This window comes from Methylobacterium sp. UNC300MFChir4.1 (assembly GCF_900110155.1).
Classification (GTDB): Bacteria; Pseudomonadota; Alphaproteobacteria; order Rhizobiales; family Beijerinckiaceae; genus Methylobacterium.
This window is the reverse complement of record NZ_FOCS01000012.1, coordinates 100,404-120,647: the sequence shown is the minus strand read 5'-3', so window position 1 is coordinate 120,647 and position 20,244 is coordinate 100,404. Positions and strand designations below refer to the sequence as shown.

At 73.0% G+C, this 20,244-nt stretch carries 18 protein-coding genes; 9 read left to right on the top strand and 9 right to left on the bottom strand.

Features of this window, described 5'->3' with window-relative positions; all coding sequences use genetic code 11:
* The first annotated feature begins 87 nt into the window (after window positions 1–87).
* From BMY19_RS17420 to BMY19_RS17410, 3 genes are all read left to right on the top strand, one after another.
* A complete protein-coding gene (locus tag BMY19_RS17420) occupies window positions 88–831 on the top strand; it encodes a DUF429 domain-containing protein (protein WP_100252423.1) in 744 nt (247 codons plus the stop codon).
* Window positions 832–943: 112 nt separating this feature from the next.
* Window positions 944–1,459: an NUDIX hydrolase gene (locus BMY19_RS17415; protein WP_020094194.1), complete on the top strand. Its 516-nt coding sequence runs from the start codon at window positions 944–946 to the stop codon at window positions 1,457–1,459.
* A 44-nt stretch (window positions 1,460–1,503) separates the two neighbouring features.
* Entirely contained in the window at window positions 1,504–2,169 is a 666-nt protein-coding gene (locus BMY19_RS17410; protein ID WP_020094193.1) for a carbonic anhydrase, read from the top strand.
* Window positions 2,170–2,388: 219 nt separating this feature from the next.
* On the opposite strand, the gene BMY19_RS17405 is transcribed toward BMY19_RS17410, so the two are convergent.
* Window positions 2,389–3,090: a DUF4142 domain-containing protein gene (locus tag BMY19_RS17405; RefSeq protein WP_020094192.1), complete on the bottom strand. Its 702-nt coding sequence runs from the start codon at window positions 3,088–3,090 to the stop codon at window positions 2,389–2,391.
* A 322-nt stretch (window positions 3,091–3,412) separates the two neighbouring features.
* On the opposite strand from BMY19_RS17405, the gene BMY19_RS17400 reads away from it, so the two are divergent.
* The 5 genes from BMY19_RS17400 to nudC all read left to right on the top strand — a co-directional run bounded on the left by BMY19_RS17400 (window position 3,413) and on the right by nudC (window position 7,598).
* Window positions 3,413–4,561 carry an acyltransferase family protein gene (locus tag BMY19_RS17400; RefSeq protein ID WP_100252456.1) on the top strand — a complete coding sequence of 383 codons (1,149 nt, stop codon included), beginning with the start codon at window positions 3,413–3,415 and terminating at the stop codon, window positions 4,559–4,561.
* A 27-nt stretch (window positions 4,562–4,588) separates the two neighbouring features.
* Window positions 4,589–5,452: a universal stress protein gene (locus tag BMY19_RS17395; protein WP_020094190.1), complete on the top strand. Its 864-nt coding sequence runs from the start codon at window positions 4,589–4,591 to the stop codon at window positions 5,450–5,452.
* 133 nt (window positions 5,453–5,585) lie between these two features.
* A complete protein-coding gene (locus tag BMY19_RS17390; protein WP_020094189.1) occupies window positions 5,586–6,191 on the top strand; it encodes a hypothetical protein in 606 nt (201 codons plus the stop codon).
* A 77-nt stretch (window positions 6,192–6,268) separates the two neighbouring features.
* Entirely contained in the window at window positions 6,269–6,688 is a 420-nt protein-coding gene (locus tag BMY19_RS17385; RefSeq protein WP_020094188.1) for an HIT domain-containing protein, read from the top strand.
* A 7-nt stretch (window positions 6,689–6,695) separates the two neighbouring features.
* A complete protein-coding gene (nudC, locus tag BMY19_RS17380; protein ID WP_100252422.1) occupies window positions 6,696–7,598 on the top strand; it encodes an NAD(+) diphosphatase in 903 nt (300 codons plus the stop codon).
* 67 nt (window positions 7,599–7,665) lie between these two features.
* On the opposite strand, the gene cysG is transcribed toward nudC, so the two are convergent.
* The 8 genes from cysG to BMY19_RS17340 all read right to left on the bottom strand — a co-directional run bounded on the left by cysG (window position 7,666) and on the right by BMY19_RS17340 (window position 19,385).
* Complete coding sequence (gene cysG, locus BMY19_RS17375) at window positions 7,666–9,138, bottom strand: siroheme synthase CysG (protein WP_091681147.1); 1,473 nt, start codon at window positions 9,136–9,138, stop codon at window positions 7,666–7,668.
* Window positions 9,139–9,339: 201 nt separating this feature from the next.
* Complete coding sequence (locus tag BMY19_RS17370) at window positions 9,340–12,036, bottom strand: nitrate reductase (protein ID WP_100252421.1); 2,697 nt, start codon at window positions 12,034–12,036, stop codon at window positions 9,340–9,342.
* Window positions 12,037–12,246: 210 nt separating this feature from the next.
* The gene (locus BMY19_RS17365; protein WP_020094184.1) at window positions 12,247–13,851 is read right to left on the bottom strand and encodes a sulfite reductase subunit alpha; all 1,605 of its coding nucleotides are present in this window, start codon (window positions 13,849–13,851) and stop codon (window positions 12,247–12,249) included.
* The gene (locus tag BMY19_RS17360) at window positions 13,848–15,665 is read right to left on the bottom strand and encodes a NirA family protein (protein ID WP_100252420.1); all 1,818 of its coding nucleotides are present in this window, start codon (window positions 15,663–15,665) and stop codon (window positions 13,848–13,850) included. The genes BMY19_RS17365 and BMY19_RS17360 overlap by 4 nt, the downstream gene beginning before the upstream one ends.
* A 10-nt stretch (window positions 15,666–15,675) precedes the next feature.
* Entirely contained in the window at window positions 15,676–16,929 is a 1,254-nt protein-coding gene (locus BMY19_RS17355; protein WP_244534941.1) for an NAD(P)/FAD-dependent oxidoreductase, read from the bottom strand.
* 566 nt (window positions 16,930–17,495) lie between these two features.
* Window positions 17,496–17,675: a hypothetical protein gene (locus BMY19_RS17350; protein WP_020094181.1), complete on the bottom strand. Its 180-nt coding sequence runs from the start codon at window positions 17,673–17,675 to the stop codon at window positions 17,496–17,498.
* A gap of 127 nt (window positions 17,676–17,802) precedes the next feature.
* The gene (locus BMY19_RS17345; protein WP_100252418.1) at window positions 17,803–18,801 is read right to left on the bottom strand and encodes a CmpA/NrtA family ABC transporter substrate-binding protein; all 999 of its coding nucleotides are present in this window, start codon (window positions 18,799–18,801) and stop codon (window positions 17,803–17,805) included.
* Window positions 18,798–19,385 (bottom strand): ANTAR domain-containing response regulator, encoded by a 588-nt coding sequence (locus BMY19_RS17340; protein ID WP_026605088.1) that lies wholly within the window; start codon window positions 19,383–19,385, stop codon window positions 18,798–18,800. The genes BMY19_RS17345 and BMY19_RS17340 overlap by 4 nt, the downstream gene beginning before the upstream one ends.
* A gap of 221 nt (window positions 19,386–19,606) precedes the next feature.
* Here BMY19_RS17340 and BMY19_RS17335 point away from each other — a divergent pair, with 221 nt between their 5' ends.
* Window positions 19,607–20,206: a hypothetical protein gene (locus BMY19_RS17335; protein ID WP_091681144.1), complete on the top strand. Its 600-nt coding sequence runs from the start codon at window positions 19,607–19,609 to the stop codon at window positions 20,204–20,206.
* The last annotated feature ends 38 nt before the right edge of the window (window positions 20,207–20,244 follow it).

The window sequence follows — 20,244 nt, the reverse complement described above, 5'->3', positions numbered from 1 at the left end:
CTCGGCGACGCGGATAGCTTTCCGCGCGCATCCCGGCAAGAACGCGGGTCGGAACGGCGGCCGCACGCACCGCGGCGGGGGAATGGCATGGCGCGCTGGATCGCGGGACTGGACGGCTGCCGCGGCGCCTGGGCGGGCGCGCTCCTCGACCTGGACGACCCCGACCGGCACCGCTGCGCCCTGTTCCCGGACGTCGCCGCGCTCCTCGACGCGCCGGAGCGGCCCGGCATCGTCGGGATCGACGTGCCGATCGGGCTGCCCGACCGGATCACCGGCGGCGGCCGCGGCGCCGACCGGGCCGCGCGCGCCCGGCTCGGGCCGGCGCGGGCCTCGGTGTTCCCGATGCCGCCGCGGAGCGCGGTCTACGCCCCCGACTACGCCGCCGCGAAGGCCGCCTCGCGGGCCGCGAGCGACCCGCCCTTCGCGCCGTCGATCCAGGGCTACAACATCTTCCGCTACGTCCGCGCGGTCGACACGCTCCTGCGGGAGCGCCCGGAGGCGCGCGCGCGGGTCTACGAGGTGCATCCCGAGGTGGCCTTCCACGCCCTCAACGGCGGCCGGCCGCTCGGCCTGCCCAAGAAGGGCAGGCGCGCCCGCGAGGGGCTGGACCTCCGGCGGGCGCTCCTCGCAGCGGCGGGCCTGCCGGACGCGCTGATCGGGTCCCGGGTCAAGGGCGTTCCGGAGGACGACCATCTCGACGCGCTGGCCGCCCTCGTGGTGGCCCGCGACATAAGCCTCGGACAGGCCGTGCCGCTGCCGGATCCGCCCGAGCGCGACGCCTTCGGGCTCCCCGTCGTGATCTGGGCACCGGCGCCCCGCCCGCCGTCCTGAACCGGCGCCCCGCACCTCCGCCGGGCGCGTCGGCGACCGCAACGTGCTGTTTTGCACGCAGGCGCGCGCGCGGCCGGTGTCCGTCCCCGGCGCGCGCTCTAGCTCTGGCTGCATGAGCGCCGCGAACCCCCTGCCCGTCCGACACATCGCCCGCGCGATCGTCCTCGATCCGCGGGACCGGATCCTGCTCATCGCCTACACGTCGGTCCACGCGAGGGGGCCGGACGGGGCGCCGCTCCGGTTCTGGTTCATGCCCGGCGGCGGCCTTGAGCCCGGCGAGGACCACGTCACCGCCTGCCGGCGGGAACTCGAGGAGGAGATCGGCCGGGGCGACGCCGCGATCGGCCCGCAGGTCGCGGCCTGCGACGGCCCGTTCCACCTATTCCGTCAGGCACGGGACGCCCGGGAGCGCTACTTCCTCGTCCGCCTGCCCGACGACCGGGTCGACACGAGCCGGCTCGCCGAGACCGAGGACAACCCGCTGATCGGGACGCGCTGGTGGCCGCTCGACGAGTTGCGCGCTAGCGGTGAGCACGTCGAGCCGGCCGGTCTCGCGGATCTGGCGTCGGACCTCGCGCGCGGGACTATTCCGGCCCAGCCGCGCGTTCTTGCTTGGCGAGGACTTTGATTTCACTCCCGCTGTCGCGGATTTGTCTAACTGGAGACGACTTTATGTTCCCCGTCTACCTGACCGAAGGCTACCGGTCCTTCCTCCTCGACCGCTTCCCGACCGAGCGTCGGCGCTTCGCGCAGCTCGCCTCGACGCAGAATCCGGAGATCCTGGTCATCAGCTGCTGCGACAGCCGGGTCTCGCCCAGCGCGATCTTCAATGCCGGCCCGGGCGAGCTGTTCACGATCCGCAACGTCGCCAACCTCGTGCCGGTCTACCAGCCGGACGGCCAGTATCACGGCACCTCGGCGGCCCTGGAATTCGCCGTCCAGGCCCTGGAGGTGAAGCACATCGTCGTCCTCGGGCATGCCACCTGCGGCGGCATCAAGGCCTGGGCCAACAAGGCGAAGCCGCTCTCGCCCGGCGACTTCATCGGCAAGTGGGTCTCGCTCGTGGGTCAGGCCGAGGACAAGGCCGGCGATCCCGCCGCGCCGAACTACCTGACCAAGCTGGAACATGCCGTGGTCGTCCAGAGCATGGAGAACCTGCTGACCTTCCCGTTCGTGAAGGAGCGGGTCGACGACGGCCGCCTCGAAATCCACGGCGCGCATTTCGGCGTGGCCAGCGGCTCCCTGCTGGTGCGCGATCCGCAGTCCGGCGAGTTCAAGCCGCCGATCGACACGACCGGCCAGTCGGTCCGTTCCGTCGCCGCCATCGCGTGCGAGTGAGCGAACGGCGCGGGCGCTGAGATTCGGGACCGGTCGGCCGGTCCCGGATCCGATGATGCTGGGACGCGCCGGCGCGGCGCGTCCGCGAAGGTCGTTCGCCGCGGTCGGCCGGCGATCATCCTGGCTCGAACAGCCATCGACATGAGAAAGGCGGCGGGCTCGCGCCCGCCGCCTTCTCGTTCGGCCCGGCCGAGGCCGGGCCGCCGAAGTCTGTGCCGCTTACATGGCGCCCGGGAGACGCTCGGCCTGCTGCAGGTGCATCTGCAGGGCCGGCAGGGCCTGCTGGGCGTAGTTGCGCAGGGCCGGGTTCGGGCCGCCCTGAGCGTAGGCCTGGGTCATCGCGATGGTCATCTGATGGGCCTGGATCTGCTGCGACGCGTACAGGCGGTCGAAGCGGGCGCCGGCCGGGGCGGCCGAGAGCTGGGCCAGCATCGCCTGCTGCTCCGGGTTCGGCGGGACGATCGTCGAGGCGCCGGTCGCCATCACGTCGCCGCGGCCGATCTGGCCACCCGCGGCGGCGCCGCGCGCCGCGCCAGCACCCGCGCCCTCGAGGCCGCCGACCGGGCCGCCCGCCAGGGTGCCGCCGACCACGCCGGTCGCCGCGCCGACGCCGGCGCCCACGGCGCTGCCCGCCACCGCGATCGGGGCGGTGACCAGGCCACCGAGGCCCGGATCGCCGGCGACGCCGTTCATCTGGCCGCCGGCCAGGGCGACGTTGGCGGCGCGGTGGTCACGGAGCACCTCCTGGGCGTAGGAGCGGATGCGCGGGTTGCGCGACTTGGACAGGGCGATCTGCGAGGACTGGATCTCGAAGGCGTTCGCCTGCATCGACTGCATGCGGAAGTCGTTGGCGCTCTGGGCCATGGCCGGGGTCGACAGCGCCAGGACGAGCGCGGACGCGGCAGCGTAGTTCTTCAGCATCGGGACCTCTGTTCGAGATGGGCACGCGAACCGCGGAAGGACGCCGCATGTGCAGCACGGACGCCTCGGCAGACGACGTCGCAGGCAACTCGGAGCCGGCGGGTTCGCGAATTGGTCCGTCAACGAGGCTATCGGCTTATGGTTCCTGCCGTTTTCGCATCGGACAATACGGTTCCCGAGCGGATCTAATCCGGCGCGCGTGCCCTCTCGGTGGATCCCGCAGGATGCCGATCGCGCTCGTCCGGGACGGTGGCCTCGGCGGGTGGGTCCTTCCGGCCGCACCTCCGGGCAGGGCTCGAAGCGCGACGCGCGCGGGCAGCCCGTGATCGTCGTCGCCGTCCAGATCCTCCGCGCCGCCGCCGCCCTCATGGTGGCATGGCACCACGCGCGGCACGAGGCGGGCCTCCTCGCTGACCGGGGCGCCGGCCCGGCGCTCGATCCCGCGACGCTGCTGCCCTGGTGGGGCGGGGTCGACCTGTTCTTCGTGATCTCCGGCTTCGTCATCGTCCATGCCGGCGGCCGGCTCGCGGGCCGGTCGGGCGGCCGCGCCCGCTTCCTCGCCCACCGGGTCGCCCGGGTGGTGCCCCTCTACTGGCTGGTGAGCCTGCTCTACCTCGTCCTGGCGCTCGCGCGGCCGGACCTCCTGGGCGAGGCCGCCGCGCTGGTGCGCGACCCGGTCGCCCTCGCGGCGAGCTTCCTGTTCTGGCCGGCGGCCCGCCCCGACGGCACCGTCCAGCCGCTCTACGGCCTCGGCTGGACCCTGAACTACGAGGCGGCCTTCTACGCACTCTTCGCCGCCGGTCTCGGCTTCGGGCGGCGCGGCGCCGTCGCGTGGCTGTGCGGGAGCTTGGCCGTCCTCGTGGCGGTCGGCGCCCTCGTGCCGGGCCTGCCGGTGCCGCTGCGCTTCTGGTCGGATCCGATCGTACTCGAATTCGCCGCCGGCGCCGGTCTCGCCTTCGCCTGGGGCGCGGGGTTCCGGCCGGCCCTCCCCCTGCGGGTCGGGCTCGCGGTGCTGGGCGTGCTGGGGCTGATCCTGGCCGCGCGGGTGCTCGCGGGTCTCGGCGAGGCCGACGGGTTCCTGCGCCCGCTCCTCGTCGGCGGGCCGGCCGTCCTGCTGGTGGCGGCCGCCCTCGGGCCACCCCGCGACGCGGCCGCGGTCGCGCGGCTGCCGTCCCCCGTGCGCGGGCTCGTCGCGCTCGGCGACGCATCCTACGCCCTCTACCTCGTGCACCCGTTCGCGCTGCGCCTCGTGCGCGAGGCGCTGCTCCGGCTCGGCCTTGCCCCCGCCCTGCATCCCTTGGCCAGCATGGCGCTGATGCTCGCGGGCAGCGCCGCGGCCGCGCTCGTGGTCCACCGCCTCGTCGAGCGGCCCCTGACCCGGGCCCTCCGGAGGCGGCTCGATCCGGGCGCGCCGCAAAACCGTGTGCGCGCCGTGCCGGCCCCGGTTCCACCGCGCGGCCGGGAGGATTAGCCTCGCCTGCCCGAGGAGAAGGCCAGCATGAAGACCCTGCTCGTTCCCGTCGCGATGCACGACGCCCTGCCCTCCGTCTTCGAGACGACCCGGCTGGCGGCCACGCGCTTCGGCAGTCTGATCGAGGGCGTGTCCCTGCGCCCGGCGCTGGCCGAGTACGTGCCGGTCGACATGGTCGGCGGCATGACGTGGCTGCGCGACGAGGAGGCCGACCGGGCCGAGGCCGAGGAGGCGGGCGGCCGCTTCGTGGCCTTCATGGACGGCGCCGGCATCCCGCGGCACGCCCGCGACGGGCTCTGCATACCGGACCGGGTGCCGGATGCCGGACCGCGCTACCGCTGGCGACAGGACGTCCCCACCGGCGACGCGTTCCTCGGGCAGTACGCGCGGCTGTTCTCGGCAACGGTGGTCGGGCGTCCCGGCACCACCGACAACGCCCCGCGCATGACCACGTTCGAGACGGCCCTGTTCGAGAGCGGCCGCCCGATCCTGCTGGCGCCGCCTACGGCACCGGCCAGCCTCGGTGACGCCGTGGTCATCGCCTGGAACGGGTCGACCGAAACCGCCCGGGCGGTGGCTTTCGCGATGCCGTTCCTGCGGCGGGCCGAGCGGGTGCTCGTGCTCAGCGTCGAGGGTGGCATGGTGCCGGGCCCGACCGCGCAGGACCTCGCCCAGGCCCTGGCCTGCGAGGGTGTGGACGCGTCGCACCGGGCCCTGCCGGCCGGCCGGCGCGTGCCCGGCGAGACCTTTCTGGCGGAGGCGAAGGCGTTCGGCTGCGATCTTCTCATCAAGGGCGCATATACCCAGAGCCGCCTGCGCCAGATGATCTTCGGCGGCGTCACCAGCCACGTTCTCGCCCACGCCGACATGCCGGTGCTGATGGCGCATTGAGCGCTCCGCGAGCCCGGCCGACGGATTGCGGCACCGCATGTCCTTCGGCGCCGGGAACCCTGCCCGGTGACCGGCGTTCAGGTCCCGCGGCCGGACGGCACGCCCATTGTCCACACGCTCGGAAAGGAGCCCCGTGAAGAGCCCCGTCAGACGTCTCTTCCTCGCCGGCCTTCTGGCGATCGCGACCATCCCCGCCGCACGCGCTGAGCCGGCGACCGTCCGGTTCCGCGGCACCGTGGTCCAGGCCGATTCGGAGCGCGTGGAGATCCGCCGCACCAGCGGCAGCACCCTGGCCGTGCGGATGGGCCCCCGGACCCGCATCTACGCGGTGAACGGCGCCAGCCTGCGGGCGATCAAGCCGGAGAGCTACGTCAGCGTCCTCGGTGCGTCCGATTCCGAGCCGCGGCAGGCGACCGCCGTGACCCTGTACTCTCCGTCCGAGCGCGGGTTCGAGGCCGGCAGCCAGACCTGGGACACCGCGCAGGGCGCGCGCCTCACCGCCGGCTGGGTGGCCGACGTGCAGCGGGGCGCGCCAATGCGTCTGACCCTCGCCTATAACGGCGGCCAATCGTCCTTCGCGATCCCCGACGACACGCCGGTGACGCAGTTCTCGCCTGGTGAGAAGGCGATGCTCCAGCGGGGCGCCGCCGTGACGATCTTCGCGCGCCCGGACGAGGACGGCGGGCTGATGGCGGGGACGATCGCGGTGGGCCGCCAGGGCGTCGTGCCGGGTCTCTGAGCCGATCGGGCCGCTGCGTCACCAACGGCGCAGCAAACCCGCGCGCCGACGCGGAAGCTGCGCTACACCGGTCGGCGATGACCGAGCCCGCCTTCACCCTCGACCCGCGCCTGTCGGCTGACACCGCAGAAGTGGGCGACCTCGCCCTGTGCCGCGTGCTGCTGATGGACGATGCCCGGTTCCCGTGGCTGATCCTAGTGCCGCGCCGCCCGAACCTCACCGAGATCACCGACCTCTCCGAGACCGATGCCGCGGCGCTCTGGAAGGAGATCCGCCTCACCACGGGGGTGATGCAGGCCCTGTCCAAGCCCGACAAGGTGAATGTCGGCGCCCTGGGCAACGTGGTGTCGCAGCTCCACGTCCACGTGGTCGGCCGCTTCCGGTCGGATCCCGCCTGGCCGGGGCCGGTCTGGGGGTTCGAGACCCGCAAGCCCTACCCGCCCCACGCCCGCGCCCAGCTCCTCGAGCGCGCCGGCGCCCTCTTCTCCGCGGCCTGACCCTCGCATGACCGATCCCCGCGACACCCTCGGCTTCGTCCGAAACCGCCTCGACCGGCACTCGGCCGAGCAGCCCGAGGAGGCGGTGCCCGCCTTCGACACGCCCGAAGCTCGCCTCGTGCTGATCTGCGGCGACCGGATCGTGCTGCGCGGGGAGACCGCGCTGATCGCGGTCGCGGAGGCGGCGGACCTCGCCGGCGAGATGCGCATCTTCCTCGGGCACCGGGACGGGCAGCCCGTCTTCGCCGCCGCCGCGCCGGCCGAGGCCGCGGAGCGCTTCTCCGAGGGGCCGACCCGTACCCTCGACCTGAGGTCGATCGCCACCGACTCCGCCGTGGAGGCCGAGGAGCTCGGCCTGCTCGCCGTGGCCAAGTCCATGCTCGACTGGCACGCCCGCCACGGCTTCTGCGCCAATTGCGGCACCGCCACAGTCTCGAAGGCCGGCGGCTTCCGCCGGGAATGCCCGAGTTGCAGCGCCCACCATTTCCCCCGGGTCGATCCGGTGGTGATCATGCTGGTGCGCCGGGGAGACACCTGCCTGCTCGGCCGGGGTCCGCATTTCCGCCCGCACATGTATTCCTGCCTCGCGGGCTTCCTGGAGCCCGGCGAGACGATCGAGGACGCGGTGCGCCGCGAGGTGTTCGAGGAGACGCAGATCCGCGTCGGCGCTGTCACCTACCGGACGTCGCAGCCCTGGCCGTTCCCGTCGTCGCTGATGATGGGCTGCGCCGCCGAGGCGCTCGACGAGGTTATCGTGACCGATCCCAGCGAGCTGGAGGATGCGCGCTGGTTCAGCCGGGCCGACGTCGCGGCCATGCTGGCGGGAACGCATCCCGAGGGGATCCTGGCGCCGCCGCCCATGGCGATTGCCAACTACCTGATGCGCGCCTTCGTGGCCGGCGAGACCTGATCCGGATCAGCCGGACGCGCCGGAGCCGCTGATCTGCAGCTCCCCCGCCGCGCCCGCGTCATCGGCCTCAGACCGCCACGCGGGCCTGCTCCGCCTGGGCCGGCAGCGCGCCACGCATCTCCGAGAAGGCCTCGCCCACCATCAGCAGCGCCGGCCCGTCGAGGCCCGCCGCCTCGACCCGGTCGGCGAGGTCGGCGGCCGTGCCGCGCAGGGCCTGCTGGTTCGGGCGGGTGGCGTTGAACACCAGCAGCGCCGGCGTCGTGGGCGCCAGCCCCTCCTCCACGGCGCGCGCCAGCAAGGCCCGCAGGGTCCGCTTCGGCATGTAGACGACCGTGGTGACGCTCGGATCGGCGAGAGCGCCCCAGTTCAGGTCGTCCGGCAGCGCCCCGCGGCGGTCGTGGCCGGTGACGAACTGGAGCCGGCGCGCGGCGTCGCGATGGGTCAGGGACAGGCCGAGGGACGCCGCCGCACCCTGCGCGGCCGAGACGCCCGGCACCACGGTCACCGGGATGCCGGCGGCCCGGCAGGCCTCGATCTCCTCGCCGGCCCGGCCGAAGACCAGCGGGTCGCCGGATTTCAACCGCACCACCTGCTTGCCGGAGCGGGCAAGCTGCACCATCAGCGCGTTGATGTCGTCCTGGCGGCAGGACGGGCCGTGGCCGGTCTTGCCCACCAGCATGGTGCGGGCCTCGCGGCGGGCGTAGTCCAGGATCTCGGGCGCGACGAGGTCGTCGTAGAGGATGACGTCGGCGTTGCGCAGCGCCCGCAGCGCCTTGAGCGTGAGCAGCTCCGCGTCGCCGGGGCCGGCCCCGACCAGCGTCACGGCGCCGCCCTTCGGGGCGGTCTCGGTCTCGCCGAGCAGCTCGGCGAGATCCCGGTCCGACGGCGCCCGGTCGGGCTCCGCGAAGGCCCGGTCGGTGAAGCGCTCCCAGAAGAACCGCCGGTCGGCGAAGCCGTGGAAGCGGGCCGTGACGCCGTCGCGCCAGTCGCGGGCGGCCGCGACCCAGCGACTGAACCCGCGGGGCAGCATCGCCTCGATCCGGGCGCGCACGGTCTGCCCGAAGACCGGGGCCGCGCCCTCGGTCGAGATGCCGACCACGAGCGGCGAGCGGTTGACGATGGCGCCGAACTTCACGTCGCAGAGGTGTGGCCGGTCCACCGCGTTGACGATGGCGCCGGCGCCGCGGGCGGCCGCCACGAAGGCGACGCACTCGGCCTCGTCCTCCATCGCGCCGATGCAGAAGGCCGCGCCCCAGAGATCGTCCGGGCTCCAGGGGCGTTCGTGCAGGACCACCTGCCCGTCGACGATCTCGCCCGGCACGGCGCGCAGCTCCTCGCCGGGCTCGGGCGCGTAGACGTCGACATGGGCGCCGGCGGCGGCCAGCACCTTCACCTTCCAGGGGGCGCCGCCGGACGAGCCGGCGAGCACCACCCGCTTGCCGCGCAGGGGGACGAAGACGGGCAGCACCGCCAGCGGCTCCAGGCCGGCAGCCTTGGTCTCGCGGGGGGCGCGGGCTGCGCGCAGGGGGGTCTCGGTCACGGGCCTGTCCTGAATCGTCCTGATCCGGCCGGTCCCGACTGCCCCCTCATCCTCGGGTGCCGGAGCGGAGGCCTCGAAGGAGGCTCCAGTCGGCCGCGATCCCTGGAGCTCTTCTTCGAGGACCGCCGATGCGGGCACCTCAGGATGAGGTGATCTGACAGGAGAAGCCGATCCATCCTCGCCGGCGAGTGTATCAGAAAATCACGCGGCGCATGCGGTCTGCCCGGCCAGCATCTTGCGGATCTCCGGTATGCACGAGCCGCAATTCGTCCCGGCCTTGCAGGCGGCACCCACCGCCTCCACGGAGCCGGCGCCTCCGGCGATGGTCGCGGCGATAATGTCCGCGCCGACGCCGTGACAGGCGCAGACCACCGGACCCGCCGAGGCGGTCGCCGCGCGGCCCGAGAGCAGCGCCCGCCGCTCGGCGGCGTCGGGCGCCTCGGCGGCGAACAGGACCTTGGCGGCCTCCCAGTCCGGCCGCTCGGCGGCGGGGGCGTAGGCGAGGCAGGCGACGAGGCGGTCGCCGTCGTAGACCGCGCAGCGGTAGCGGTCGCGGGCGTGGTCGGCGTATTCCGCCAGCTCGCCGCCCGGCAGCGCCTCGCTCTGGATCAGCCCGCGCACCATCAGCGCCACGGCGCGGGAGCTGTCGGCGGTGGCGAACTGCGCGCCCCAGCCGCCGGTGATCGCGGCGCGCGCCCACCACCAGCCCTCGGGCAGCGCCACCTGTCGGCGCGTCAGCAGGAAGCCGCGGGCGCGGTAGCCGACGGACTCGACCGCCGCGGGGGTCGCCTTGAGCTCGGGCTGACCCGACACCGGGTCGGTCATGCCCCGCACCAGCGCGCCGACCCGGGCCCGCGACGCGAAGGCGCCGCCCCAGTGCATCGGCATGAACAGGCTGCCCGGCACCACCGTGTCGGTGACCGTCACCTCCAGCTCGGCCGCGCCGTGCGCGGTCGTGAGCCGGGCGATGTCGCCCTCCGCGAGGCCGTGGACCGCCGCGTCGTCCGGATGGACCTCGACGAACGGCACGGCCCGGTGCGCGGAGAGCCGCTGGCTCTTCCCGGTGCGCGTCATCGTGTGCCAGTGGTCGCGGACCCTGCCGGTGTTGAGCATGAGCGGGAACGCCGCCGAGGCCGCGAGCGCGAGGGCCGGCGGCTGCACCGCGACGAAGCGGGCGCGCCGGTCGAAGGTGTAGAACCGGCCGTCGCCGAACAGCCTCGCCTTCCCCTGTTGGGCGCCCCGGAAGCCGGAGCGCTTCGGGATCGGCCACTGCACCGGCAGGGCCGCCTCGTAGGCGGCGTCGCCGATGTCCGCGAGCGCGCCGAGGTCGAAATCGCGGGTGCCGTTGTTCTCGTAGGCCGAGAGCCCGGCATGCTCGCGGAAGATCGCGGCGGCGGAATCGAACGCGAAGGCCCGGCCGTGGCCGAGGCGGCGCCCGACATCCGCCAGCGCCGCCCAGTCCGGCCTGGCCTCGCCGGGGCTCGCGAGGAAGCGGCGCTGGCGCGAGATCCGGCGCTCGGAATTGGTGACCGTGCCGTCCTTCTCGCCCCAGGCCTGGGCGGGGAGAAGCACGGTGGTCTTGGCCCGCCCCCGCGCGGTGTCGGAATCCGCCACCGCCTCGGACACCACGTAGAGGTCGAGGCCGGCGAGCGAGTCTCGGATCGCGTCGGCCCGCGGCATCGAGACCAGCGGGTTGGTGCCCATCACCCACAGCGCCTTGATCTTGCCCCGGCCGATCGCCTCGAACAGGGCCACCGCCTTCATCCCCTCGCCGGTGATGATCCGCGGGGCGCCCCAGTAGCGGCGCACCCGGTCCACCTCCTCGGGGGTGAAGTGCATGTGGGCGGCCAGCATGTTGGCGAGCCCCCCGACCTCGCGCCCGCCCATGGCGTTCGGCTGGCCGGTCAGCGAGAACGGCCCCATCCCGGTCTCGCCGATCCGGCCGGTGACGAGGTGGCAGTTGATGATGCTGTTGCCCTTGTCGGTCCCCTGCGCCGACTGGTTCACCCCCTGCGAGAAGGCCGTGACCACCCGGCGGGTGCCGGCGAACAGGGCGTAGAAGGCCGCGATGTCGGCCTCGGTCACGCCGGTGACGGCGGCGACAGCCGCGAGGTCCGGCGCGATCTGGCGGGCGCGGTCGAGGGCGCCGTCGAGGCCGGCGGTGTGGGAATCGATGAAGGCGCGGTCGCGGAAACCGTTGTCCGACAGGTAGACCAGCAGGCCCGAGAACAGGGCGGTGTCGGTGCCCGGCCGGATGCCGAGGAACAGGTCGCATTCCTGCGCGGTCTGGGTCCGGCGCGGGTCGATGACCACGAACTTGGTGCCGCGGCGCTCCTTGGCGTCGGCCATGCGGCGGAACAGGACCGGGTGGCACCACGCGGTGTTGGAGCCGACCAGCACGATCAGGTCGGCCTCGTCGAGATCCTCGTAGCAGCCCGGGACCGTGTCGGAGCCGAAGGCCCGGCGGTGGGCCGCGACCGCGCTCGACATGCAGAGGCGCGAGTTGGTGTCCACGTGCGGCGTGCCGATGAAGCCCTTCGCGAGCTTGTTGGCGACGTAGTAATCCTCGGTGAGGAGCTGGCCCGAGAGGTAGAAGGCGATCGCGTCCGGCCCGTGCTCGTCCGCCACCGCGCGGAGCTTGCCCGCGACCGTGTCGAGCGCGGCATCCCACGAGACTTGGGCGCCGTCGACCTGCGGGTGGAGCAGGCGGTTCTCGAGCGACAGGGTCTCGCCCAGCGCCGAGCCCTTCGAGCACAGGCGGCCGAAATTGGCCGGGTGCTCGGAATCGCCCGCGATGGTGGCGCCGCCCTGCCCGTCCGGGGTCGCGAGCACGCCGCACCCGACCCCGCAATAGGGGCAGGTGGTCCGCACCGTCGGCGCCGCCACTGGCTGGGTCATGGCTGAATCCTCGCAGGGTCGTCCTGGGCGGGAGCAAGCTTCGCGCCGCCGTTCCCCTCCCCCCCTGTGGGGAGGAGTTAGGGGTGGGGGTGGTGCAGAAGGCACCGCCCGAGCCCCGTCCTGCGCCACCCCCACCTCCGGCTCCTCCCCACAAGCTCGAGCGATCCCGGGCAAGCCCGGGGTCGCCAGGGGAGGAGAGCAAGTTGCGGTTCAGTACACGTCGGCCTGATACCGCCCGGCCTTCTTGAGCGCGGCGAGATAGGCCACCGCGTCCTCGGGGCTCTTGCCGCCGAACTGCGCCGCCACGTCGATGATCGCCCGCTCGACGTCCTTGGCCATGCGCTTGGCGTCGCCGCAGACGTAGAAATGCGCGCCGCCCTCGAGCCACTTCCACAGCTCGGCGCCGTTCTCGCGCATCCGGTCCTGGACGTAGGTCTTCTCCGTCCCGTCCCGCGACCAAGCCAGGGACAGGCGGGTGAGCACCTTGTCGTCCTTCAGGCTGTTCAGCTCGTCCTTGTAGAAGAAGTCCGAGGCCTGCCGCTGGTGGCCGTAGAACAGCCAGTTGCGGCCCGGCGCCCGCGTGGCGGCGCGCTCGCGCAGGAAGGCCCGGAACGGCGCGATGCCGGTGCCGGGGCCGCACATGATCACGTCCTTCGACAGGTCGGCCGGCAGGCCGAAGCCGTGCGCCTTCTGGAGGTAGACCTTCACCCTGGTCTGCTCCGGAAGGCGCTCACCGAGGTGCGTCGAGGCCACGCCCAGCCGCAGCCGCGAGCGGTGGTTGTAGCGCACCGCGTCCACGGTCAGCGACACGCGGCCGACATCCATCTTGGGCGAGGACGAGATCGAGTAGAGCCGCGGCTGCAACTCGTCCAAGGCCTCCAGGAAGACCTCGGCGTCGGGCCGCGCGCCCGGGAACTTGTGGAGTGCGCCGAGCACGTCGAGATAGGCGGCGTCGCCGTCCGGATCCTCGCCGGAGGCGAGCGCCTGCGCCTTCTTGCGCGCTGCGCCCGAGGTGAGCAGCGACAGGAGCTGGTACAGATTGTCGGGCGCCGCGCCGAGCGCGTAGTTGATCAGCAGGTGCTCGCGCAGGGTCCTTTCCCCGATCACCCGCTCGGGCCGGGCGCCGAGTTCCGCGATCACGGCATCCACCAGTGCCGGGGCGTTGGCGGGGAACAGGCCCAGCGAGTCGCCGACCTCGTACTGGATCGGCGTGCCGTCGAGCCCGATCTCGATGTGCCACGTCTCCTTCTCGCCGCCCGGATCGTTGAGGCGTCGACGGGACAGGAACAGCGCCTCGACCGGGTTCTCGCGGCAGTAGCCGAGCGGGCCGAGATCGGCCGCCGCCTTCGGGACGTCGTCCTCCGCCTTCGGCGCCGCGGGGACGCCGCCTGCGGCGCCGAACTCCTCGTCCAGCTTCTTGAGCATGCGCAGGGTCTCTTTGCCTCCGGGCTGGCAAAGGTTCAGGCGCGCCTCGTTCTTGAGGAAGATGGCGTTGGCGTAGTCGGCGCAGTTGTAGCCGCACTGGCCGCAATCCTGCTGGGCCATGGCGGCCATCAGCTTCTGCGGTTCGGGCCGGTCCTTGGCCATCGCCATCCGGTCGGCGATCGGCACGGACGGGTCGTGCCAGGGGGCGTCGTCGTTGTCGGCGAGTTTGGGGCCCGTGGCGGGGCCCTCGCCGGGCGCGAGCGCCGTCGCGCCCGCGACGGCGGGGCCGAGCAGGGCCGCGAAGTAGCCCGAGAGCCAGGCGCGCTGGTCCTCGTTGAAGGGCGCGGTCTCGGGGATCAGGACGAGGGGGGGCGAGACGTGCTGGGTCATGCGGCGGCCTTCAGGGCGGGCTGGTCCTCGGCGGCGTCGCGGAGCGCCTCCGCGCCGGTGCGGCTGGTGAAGGCCTGGAAGCTCTCCTCGGGGCCCTGGCGGAGGGCGAGGTAGGCGCGCAGCAGCGCCTCGACGCGGGCGGGCGCATCCTCGGCCTTCACGGCCTTCCAGATCTCGGTGCCGATCTTCGGGTTCTCGGCGAAACCGCCGCCGACCACGACGTCGTAGCCCTCGACGGTGTCGCCCTCCTCCGAGACGAGGACCTTGGCGCCGATCAGCCCGATATCGCCGATGTAGTGCTGGGCGCAGCTGTGATGGCAGCCGGTGAGGTGGACGTTCACCGGCACGTCGAGGTTCGGCAGGGCCGTCTCGACGTGGTCGGCGATGATCAGCGCGTGGCCCTTGGTGTCGGAGGCCGCGAACTTGCAGCCCTTCGCCCCCGTGCAGGCCACGAGACCGGAGCGGATGCCCGCCGCCTTGGTGGTGAGGCCGAGATCGAGCACCCGCTGCTCAACCTCGGCGACCTTCGCGTCCGGAACCCCGGAGAAGATGAAGTTCTGCCAGACGGTGAGGCGGATCTGGCCGTCGCCGCACTCGGCGGCGATCTTGGCGAGCGCCCGGACCTGATCGCTGGTCATCTTGCCGACCGGCAGGACCACGCCGATCCAGTTGAGGCCGGGCTGCTTCTGGGCGTGGACGCCGACATGGGCGAACCGGTCGGTGGCCTTCCGCGGCGCGACGTGCTCCGGGGCGACCCGGTCGAGCTTGCGGCCGAGCTTGTCCTCGACGGCCGCGAGGTACTTGTCGAAGCCCCAGGCGTCGAGGACGTACTTCATCCGGCTCTTGTTGCGGTTCGTCCGGTCGCCGTTCTCGATGAACACCCGGATGATCGCGTCGGCGACGGCGTTGCAGTCCTCCGGCTTCAGCACGATGCCGGTGTCGCGGGCGAGGTCCCGGTGGCCCGAGATGCCGCCGAGCACGAGGCGCATGTAGATGCCGGGCGGCACGGCGGCGCCGTCCAGCACTTCCACGGCCTGGAAGCCGATGTCGTTGGTCTCCTCGAGCGTCGGCATCACGCCGCTGCCGTCGAAGGCGACGTTGAACTTGCGCGGCAGGCCGTAGAGCGAGCGGTCGTTCAGGATCCAGTTGTGCCAGGACTTGGCGAGCGGGCGCGTGTCCAGAAGCTCCTGGACGTCGATGCCGGCGGTCGAGGAGCCGGTGACGTTGCGGATGTTGTCGGCGCCCGCCCCCCGGGCCGTGAGACCGATATCGGTGAGCCCGTCGAGGAAGGGCTGGGCGTGCTCGGGATCGATCTCCCGCACCTGCAGGTTCGCCCGGGTGGTCACGTGGACGTAGCCGCCGCCGTGCTGGTCGGCGAGGTCGGCGACGCCCGCGAACTGCCAGTGGTGCAGGATCCCGTTCGGGATCCGCAGCCGGCACATGTACGAGACCTGGTTCGGCGCCACCCAGAACATCCCGTGGTAGCGCCAGCGGAAATTGTCCTCGGGCTTCGGCTGCTTGCCGGCGGCGGCTTCCCGGATGAGGCGGTTGTGGCCGTCGAACGGGTTCTCGGCGCGCTTCCATTTCTCCTGGTCGCAGAGCTTGCCGCCGTCCTTGACGGTCCGGTCCTGCGCCTTGATGTGGATCGCGTCCGGGCCCGTCGGCTCGGCCGGCGGCGCGGCCGCCCCCGCCCCGCCCGCGGCGAGGCCGCCGGTCAGGCGGACGGCGGCGATGCCGGAGGCGAAGCCCTCGAGGTAGCGCTTCTGCTCGGCCTCGAACGCGCCCGCGGCGGTCTGGGTGGTGGTCTCGGACATCCGCGCCTCCTCAAGCAGCCAGGGGCTCGGGCGCGGGGCGCCCGAACATCAAGTCGTCCACGTTCTCGATCGGGTCGCCGGAGCGGATCAGCCCCTTGCAGGCGCCCTGCTCGGCGATGTCGCCGACGAACACCGCGCCGATCAGCCGGCCGCCGCGCACCAGCAGCTTGCGGTAGAGGCCGGCGCCAGGGTCGGAGAGCACGATCGCCTCCGCGTCGTCGGGCGTGTCCACGATCCCGGCCGAGAAGACCGGCAGGCCCGAAACCTTCAGGCTCGTGGACAGGGCCGTGCCCCGGTACTCGGCCGGCTCGCCCGAGAGGTGGCGGGCGAGCGTGTCGGCGTGCTCGTAGGCGGGCTCGACCAAACCGTAGATCTGGCCGCGGTGCTCGGCGCACTCGCCGAGCGCGAAGATCCGCGGGTCCGAGGTGGTCATCCGGTCGTCGACCGTGATGCCCCGGCCGATCGCCAGCCCCGCTTCCTGCGCCAGCGCCACCGAGGGGCGCACGCCCACCGACATCACCACGAGGTCGGCCGGGAGCGCGGTGCCGTCCGCCAGCACGAGGCGCTCGACCCGGGACGCGCCCTCGATCCGGGCGGTGTCGGCCTTGAGGATGACGCGCACGCCCCGCGCCTCCATGGCGCGCTTCACCAGCCCGGCGGCGTGGTGATCGAGCTGGCGCTCCATCAGCCGGTCCATGACGTGGAGCAGCGTGGTCTCGACGCCGAGCCGCGCGAGCCCGACCGCCGCCTCGAGGCCCAGGAGGCCGCCGCCGATGACGATCGCCTTCGCGTGCTGCACGGCTGCACGGCGGATCGCCGCCACGTCGGCGAGGTCGCGGAAGGTGATGACGCCCGGGAGGTCCATGCCGGGCTTCGGCAGGCGGATCGGCAGGGAGCCGACCGCGAGGACCAGCCTGTCGAAGGGCACGACGTGGGTCTCGCCCACGATGACGAGCCCGTTCTCGCGGTCGATCCGCGTCGCCGGCGCGCCGGTGATCAGGCGGATGCCGTGATCCGCGTACCAGTCGAGGCCCCGGAAGGCGCAGGCCGCCTCGTCGACCTCGCCGCCGAGCAGCGAGGAGAGCAGGACCCGGTTGTAGGCGGCCGTGGGCTCGGCCCCGATGCAGGTGATGTCGTAGCGGCCGGGCGCGGCCTCGGTGAGCCGCTCCAGGAAGCGCAGCGAGGCCATGCCGTTGCCGACGACGACCAGCCTCTCGCGCGGCGGGCCGTTCCCGGCGCCCGCGTCGTGTCCGCGTGTGTCCATGGGGGATGTCGCCATCGCTCGATCGCGTCTGGAACCTCGAGTGCAGGGTCGTTGGCGGACCGCCCACGAAAAAGCCGCTGCCGGTCGTCTCCCGGCAGGCTTCAGCCCCAGGGAGAACCGGATCAGCGGCCTCGCTGACGGCGCTGTCCGTCGCCGTTGACGGACAGGGGGAGGTTTGCAGGTTCCGTGCCAGACACCGCGCGGTCCGCGAGCGCCGCGCGGACCCGCAGGATCGTTGGGGCGGCCGGGACGATTCGGCGGCTTCGGCACTGCACAAAAACTGTGCGACCCGTCGCAAAAGCGATCACGGGCGGACCGGGCTTTCCGGCAGCGACAGGAAGGTCGGGAAATTTCCGGAGGCGCGTCGACGGGGGGCTACCGCGCGCACGCGATCGCCGCGTCGGCCCCGATGGGCTGACCGGCAACGCGCAGCTTCGGATTATGATGAACATATTACGTCAGTTCTCGCGACTATATCGCCGCGAGTCGCACCGATTTTCGACTTGTAGAATCGCAGGCGCGCAATGCCGGCGCCTGGAACGCGCCCGCATCGATGTCGCGGTCCGTCACAGGAGTGTCGACAGCATCGCCAGGAGCCCCAGCGTCGGCATCGCGCCGGCGGCCAGGACCCAGTACCAGGCGTGGTGCGATCCCGCCCGACGGTTGTCGTTGCAGGCGCGGGGCACGCGGCCGCCCCGCGTGACGTAGCGTCGAAGCTCGACCCGCCCGCGCGGATGCGAGATCAACGATCCAGTTTCGAGTTTGCGGCATCCGGGCATGGCTCAAGCACAACGGGCGAGCGTGCCCCGCGTTCCGCCGCTGTTCGCCGCGATTCCGCGGGCCGGTGACGAACCGCGCGAAGTGTCGCCGTCGTCAGAGATCCGCGATCGCCGCCCGGTACAGATCCGCCCTGTAGACGGTCGCGATCGCCGCCGCGATGTCGAACTGCGCGGGCACCTGCTGCGACGCCCGCATCTGCTCCAGCAGCCACCGGGCCTGCGCGGCGCGCGGCTCCTCGACCGCCGCGCCGAAGCGGATGCGCGTGCCGGGCCCGGCGGACGGGTCCGGATCGCCGAAGGCCCGGCCGACCAGGGCGGGATCGAGGTCGAGATAGGTCCGGCGGGCGAGGCGATGGATCAGTTCGGTCCGGTTCTCCGGATCCGCGCACCAGCGTCCGGCCCGGGCGACCGCCCGCACCAGCGGCAGGATCGCGCCGTCGAGCCGCGCGGAGACGGCCAGCACCTTCTCGGTCGCGTTCGGCGCAAGGGCGCTGCCGTGGACGGCCACACGCCCGTGGCCGGCCGCGACCGCCACGTCGTTCCAGGGCGCGCCCGCGCAGAACCCGTCGACCAGACCGCGCGCCAGCGCCTCCACGCAGTGCTGCGGCGGGACCACGACGGTGCGGAACGCCGCCGCGTCGAGGCCGCCGGCCTCGGCGAACAGCCGCACTTGGTAACTGTGGCACGAGAAGGGATGCACCGTGCCGAGGGTCAGCGGGGTGCCGGCGCGGTGCCGGGCCTCCGCCACGCCCGCGAAGGCGCGGGCGACATCCGCCAGGGCCTCGCTGGCCGGGTCCATCGCGCCCCAGAGCGTGTTGGACAGCGTGACGGCGTTGCCGTCGGTGCTGAGCTGGAGCGGCACGATCAGGTCGGAGGGCGGCCCCGACAGGGCGAGCCGGCTCGCCAGCGCCAGCGGCGCCAGCATGTGCGCGCCGTCGAGATGGCCCAGCGCCAGCCGGTCGCGCAGCGTCGCCCACGAGGGCTCGGCGGTGAGGTCGAGGTCGAGCCCCTCGGCCCGGGCGAAGCCGAGTTCGTGGGCCGCGATCAGGGGCGCCGCGTCGCAGAGCGGAACGTAGCCGAGCTGGAGCCTCATCCGAGCAGGTCCGCGGTGGTGACGATCGCCCGGGCGATGTCGGCGATCTTGCGCTTCTCGTTCATGGCCTTGCGGCGCAGCTGCTTGTACGCCTCGTCCTCGGAGAGACCCTTCATGGTCATCAGGATGCCCTTCGCCCGCTCGATCAGCTTGCGATCGGCGAGTTCGCCCCGCGCCTCCGTCAGCTCGCGCTGGAGGCGCGCGAAGGCGTTGAAGCGCAGGATCGCGATGTCGAGGATCGACTTGATCCGTTCCGCCCGCAGCCCGTCCACCACGTAGGCGGAGATCCCGGCATCGACGGCGGCCTGCATCATGGTCGAGTCCGAGCGGTCGACGAACATCGCCACGGGCCGCTCGACCTGCCGGGAGACACCCGACATCTGCTCCAGGATGTCCCGGCTCGGGCTCTCCAGATGGATCACCACCACGTCGGGCTTGAGCGCGGCGACGCGCTCCATGAGGTCGGCGGTGTCGGGAATCACGACCACGCGCCCGATCCCGGCGGCGCGCAGGCCCTCTTCCAGGATGGCCGCGCGGGCGCGGCTCGGGTCGATCACGGCGACGGTGAGATTGGTTTCAGTCATCGTGGCCCGGTACGGGGCGGGTCTTCTTCTCGAGGCCGGCCCGGCGCGGGCCGCCGCGAGCTAAGCAAGGCCCGTGCCCGTGCTGGGCCCGCGGCGCCCGTTTCCGCGGAATCCCACCTTGCGGCACCAGTAACCGCTGCGCAAAGAAACGGTCCAGCTTCCGCCGCAATGCTGGCCGCACTGTACAGGCCTCGCGGCGGTCAAGGAGATCGGTGATTCGGATGCGCAGGCCAGATCAGCCCGCCCTGACGGCCGCCGCCCACGGCCGCGTGTCCATGCCCTTCCTGCCGACGCTGGCCGTCGTGGCAATCCTGGGCGTGGCCTCGCTCTACTGCCCGACCTCGAAGCCGGGGCAGCCCGGCGCCCGGGTCGAAGCGGGCGTGTCCGCCGCGCCCGGACCCACGGATTTCGCGCCGATCGCCGCCGTCGCGGCGCCGGGCCGCCCGCCCGCCGTGATCGCGTTCGCCGAGCAGTACCCGCTCGACGCCGTGATCGCGCGGACGGGGTCCCTGCCCGCCCGTCCGGCCGTGGCCGCACGGGCGAACGCCCACGTCGCGGCCGCGGGCCGGCGCGCCTGCCCCGGCCGGCGCTGCCCCGAGACGCCCCGCAGCAACACCGATCCCATGGCGCCCGCCCGCGGGGCGGCCGATGAGGCCGAGGACGCCCTGCTCCCGTCGCAGGCCATGCCCTTCGCGGCCTCGGTGGTGGAGACCCTGGTTCCGGCCGCGCGGGCCGTCGGCGACGCGGCGAATCTCGTGCGCAGCAGCGCGAGGGTGGTCCAGGGCACGGTGGCCCTGGCGGTGGCCGACTGCCTGCGCTGACCGCGTCGGGCAGCGGGTACCCCGACCTCTGGATCTCG

Bases quoted from the DNA above. Each gene is read 5' to 3' on its own strand.
- BMY19_RS17420 (WP_100252423.1), top strand. From the start codon at position 88: ATGGCGCGCTGGATCGCGGGACTGGACGGCTGCCGCGGCGCCTGGGCG.
- BMY19_RS17415 (WP_020094194.1), top strand. From the start codon at position 944: ATGAGCGCCGCGAACCCCCTGCCCGTCCGACACATCGCCCGCGCGATC.
- BMY19_RS17410 (WP_020094193.1), top strand. From the start codon at position 1,504: ATGTTCCCCGTCTACCTGACCGAAGGCTACCGGTCCTTCCTCCTCGAC.
- BMY19_RS17405 (WP_020094192.1), bottom strand. From the start codon at position 3,090: ATGCTGAAGAACTACGCTGCCGCGTCCGCGCTCGTCCTGGCGCTGTCG.
- BMY19_RS17395 (WP_020094190.1), top strand. From the start codon at position 4,589: ATGAAGACCCTGCTCGTTCCCGTCGCGATGCACGACGCCCTGCCCTCC.
- BMY19_RS17385 (WP_020094188.1), top strand. From the start codon at position 6,269: ATGACCGAGCCCGCCTTCACCCTCGACCCGCGCCTGTCGGCTGACACC.
- nudC (WP_100252422.1), top strand. From the start codon at position 6,696: ATGACCGATCCCCGCGACACCCTCGGCTTCGTCCGAAACCGCCTCGAC.
- BMY19_RS17370 (WP_100252421.1), bottom strand. From the start codon at position 12,036: ATGACCCAGCCAGTGGCGGCGCCGACGGTGCGGACCACCTGCCCCTAT.
- BMY19_RS17365 (WP_020094184.1), bottom strand. From the start codon at position 13,851: ATGACCCAGCACGTCTCGCCCCCCCTCGTCCTGATCCCCGAGACCGCG.
- BMY19_RS17360 (WP_100252420.1), bottom strand. From the start codon at position 15,665: ATGTCCGAGACCACCACCCAGACCGCCGCGGGCGCGTTCGAGGCCGAG.
- BMY19_RS17355 (WP_244534941.1), bottom strand. From the start codon at position 16,929: ATGGACACACGCGGACACGACGCGGGCGCCGGGAACGGCCCGCCGCGC.
- BMY19_RS17345 (WP_100252418.1), bottom strand. From the start codon at position 18,801: ATGAGGCTCCAGCTCGGCTACGTTCCGCTCTGCGACGCGGCGCCCCTG.
- BMY19_RS17340 (WP_026605088.1), bottom strand. From the start codon at position 19,385: ATGACTGAAACCAATCTCACCGTCGCCGTGATCGACCCGAGCCGCGCC.
- BMY19_RS17335 (WP_091681144.1), top strand. From the start codon at position 19,607: ATGCGCAGGCCAGATCAGCCCGCCCTGACGGCCGCCGCCCACGGCCGC.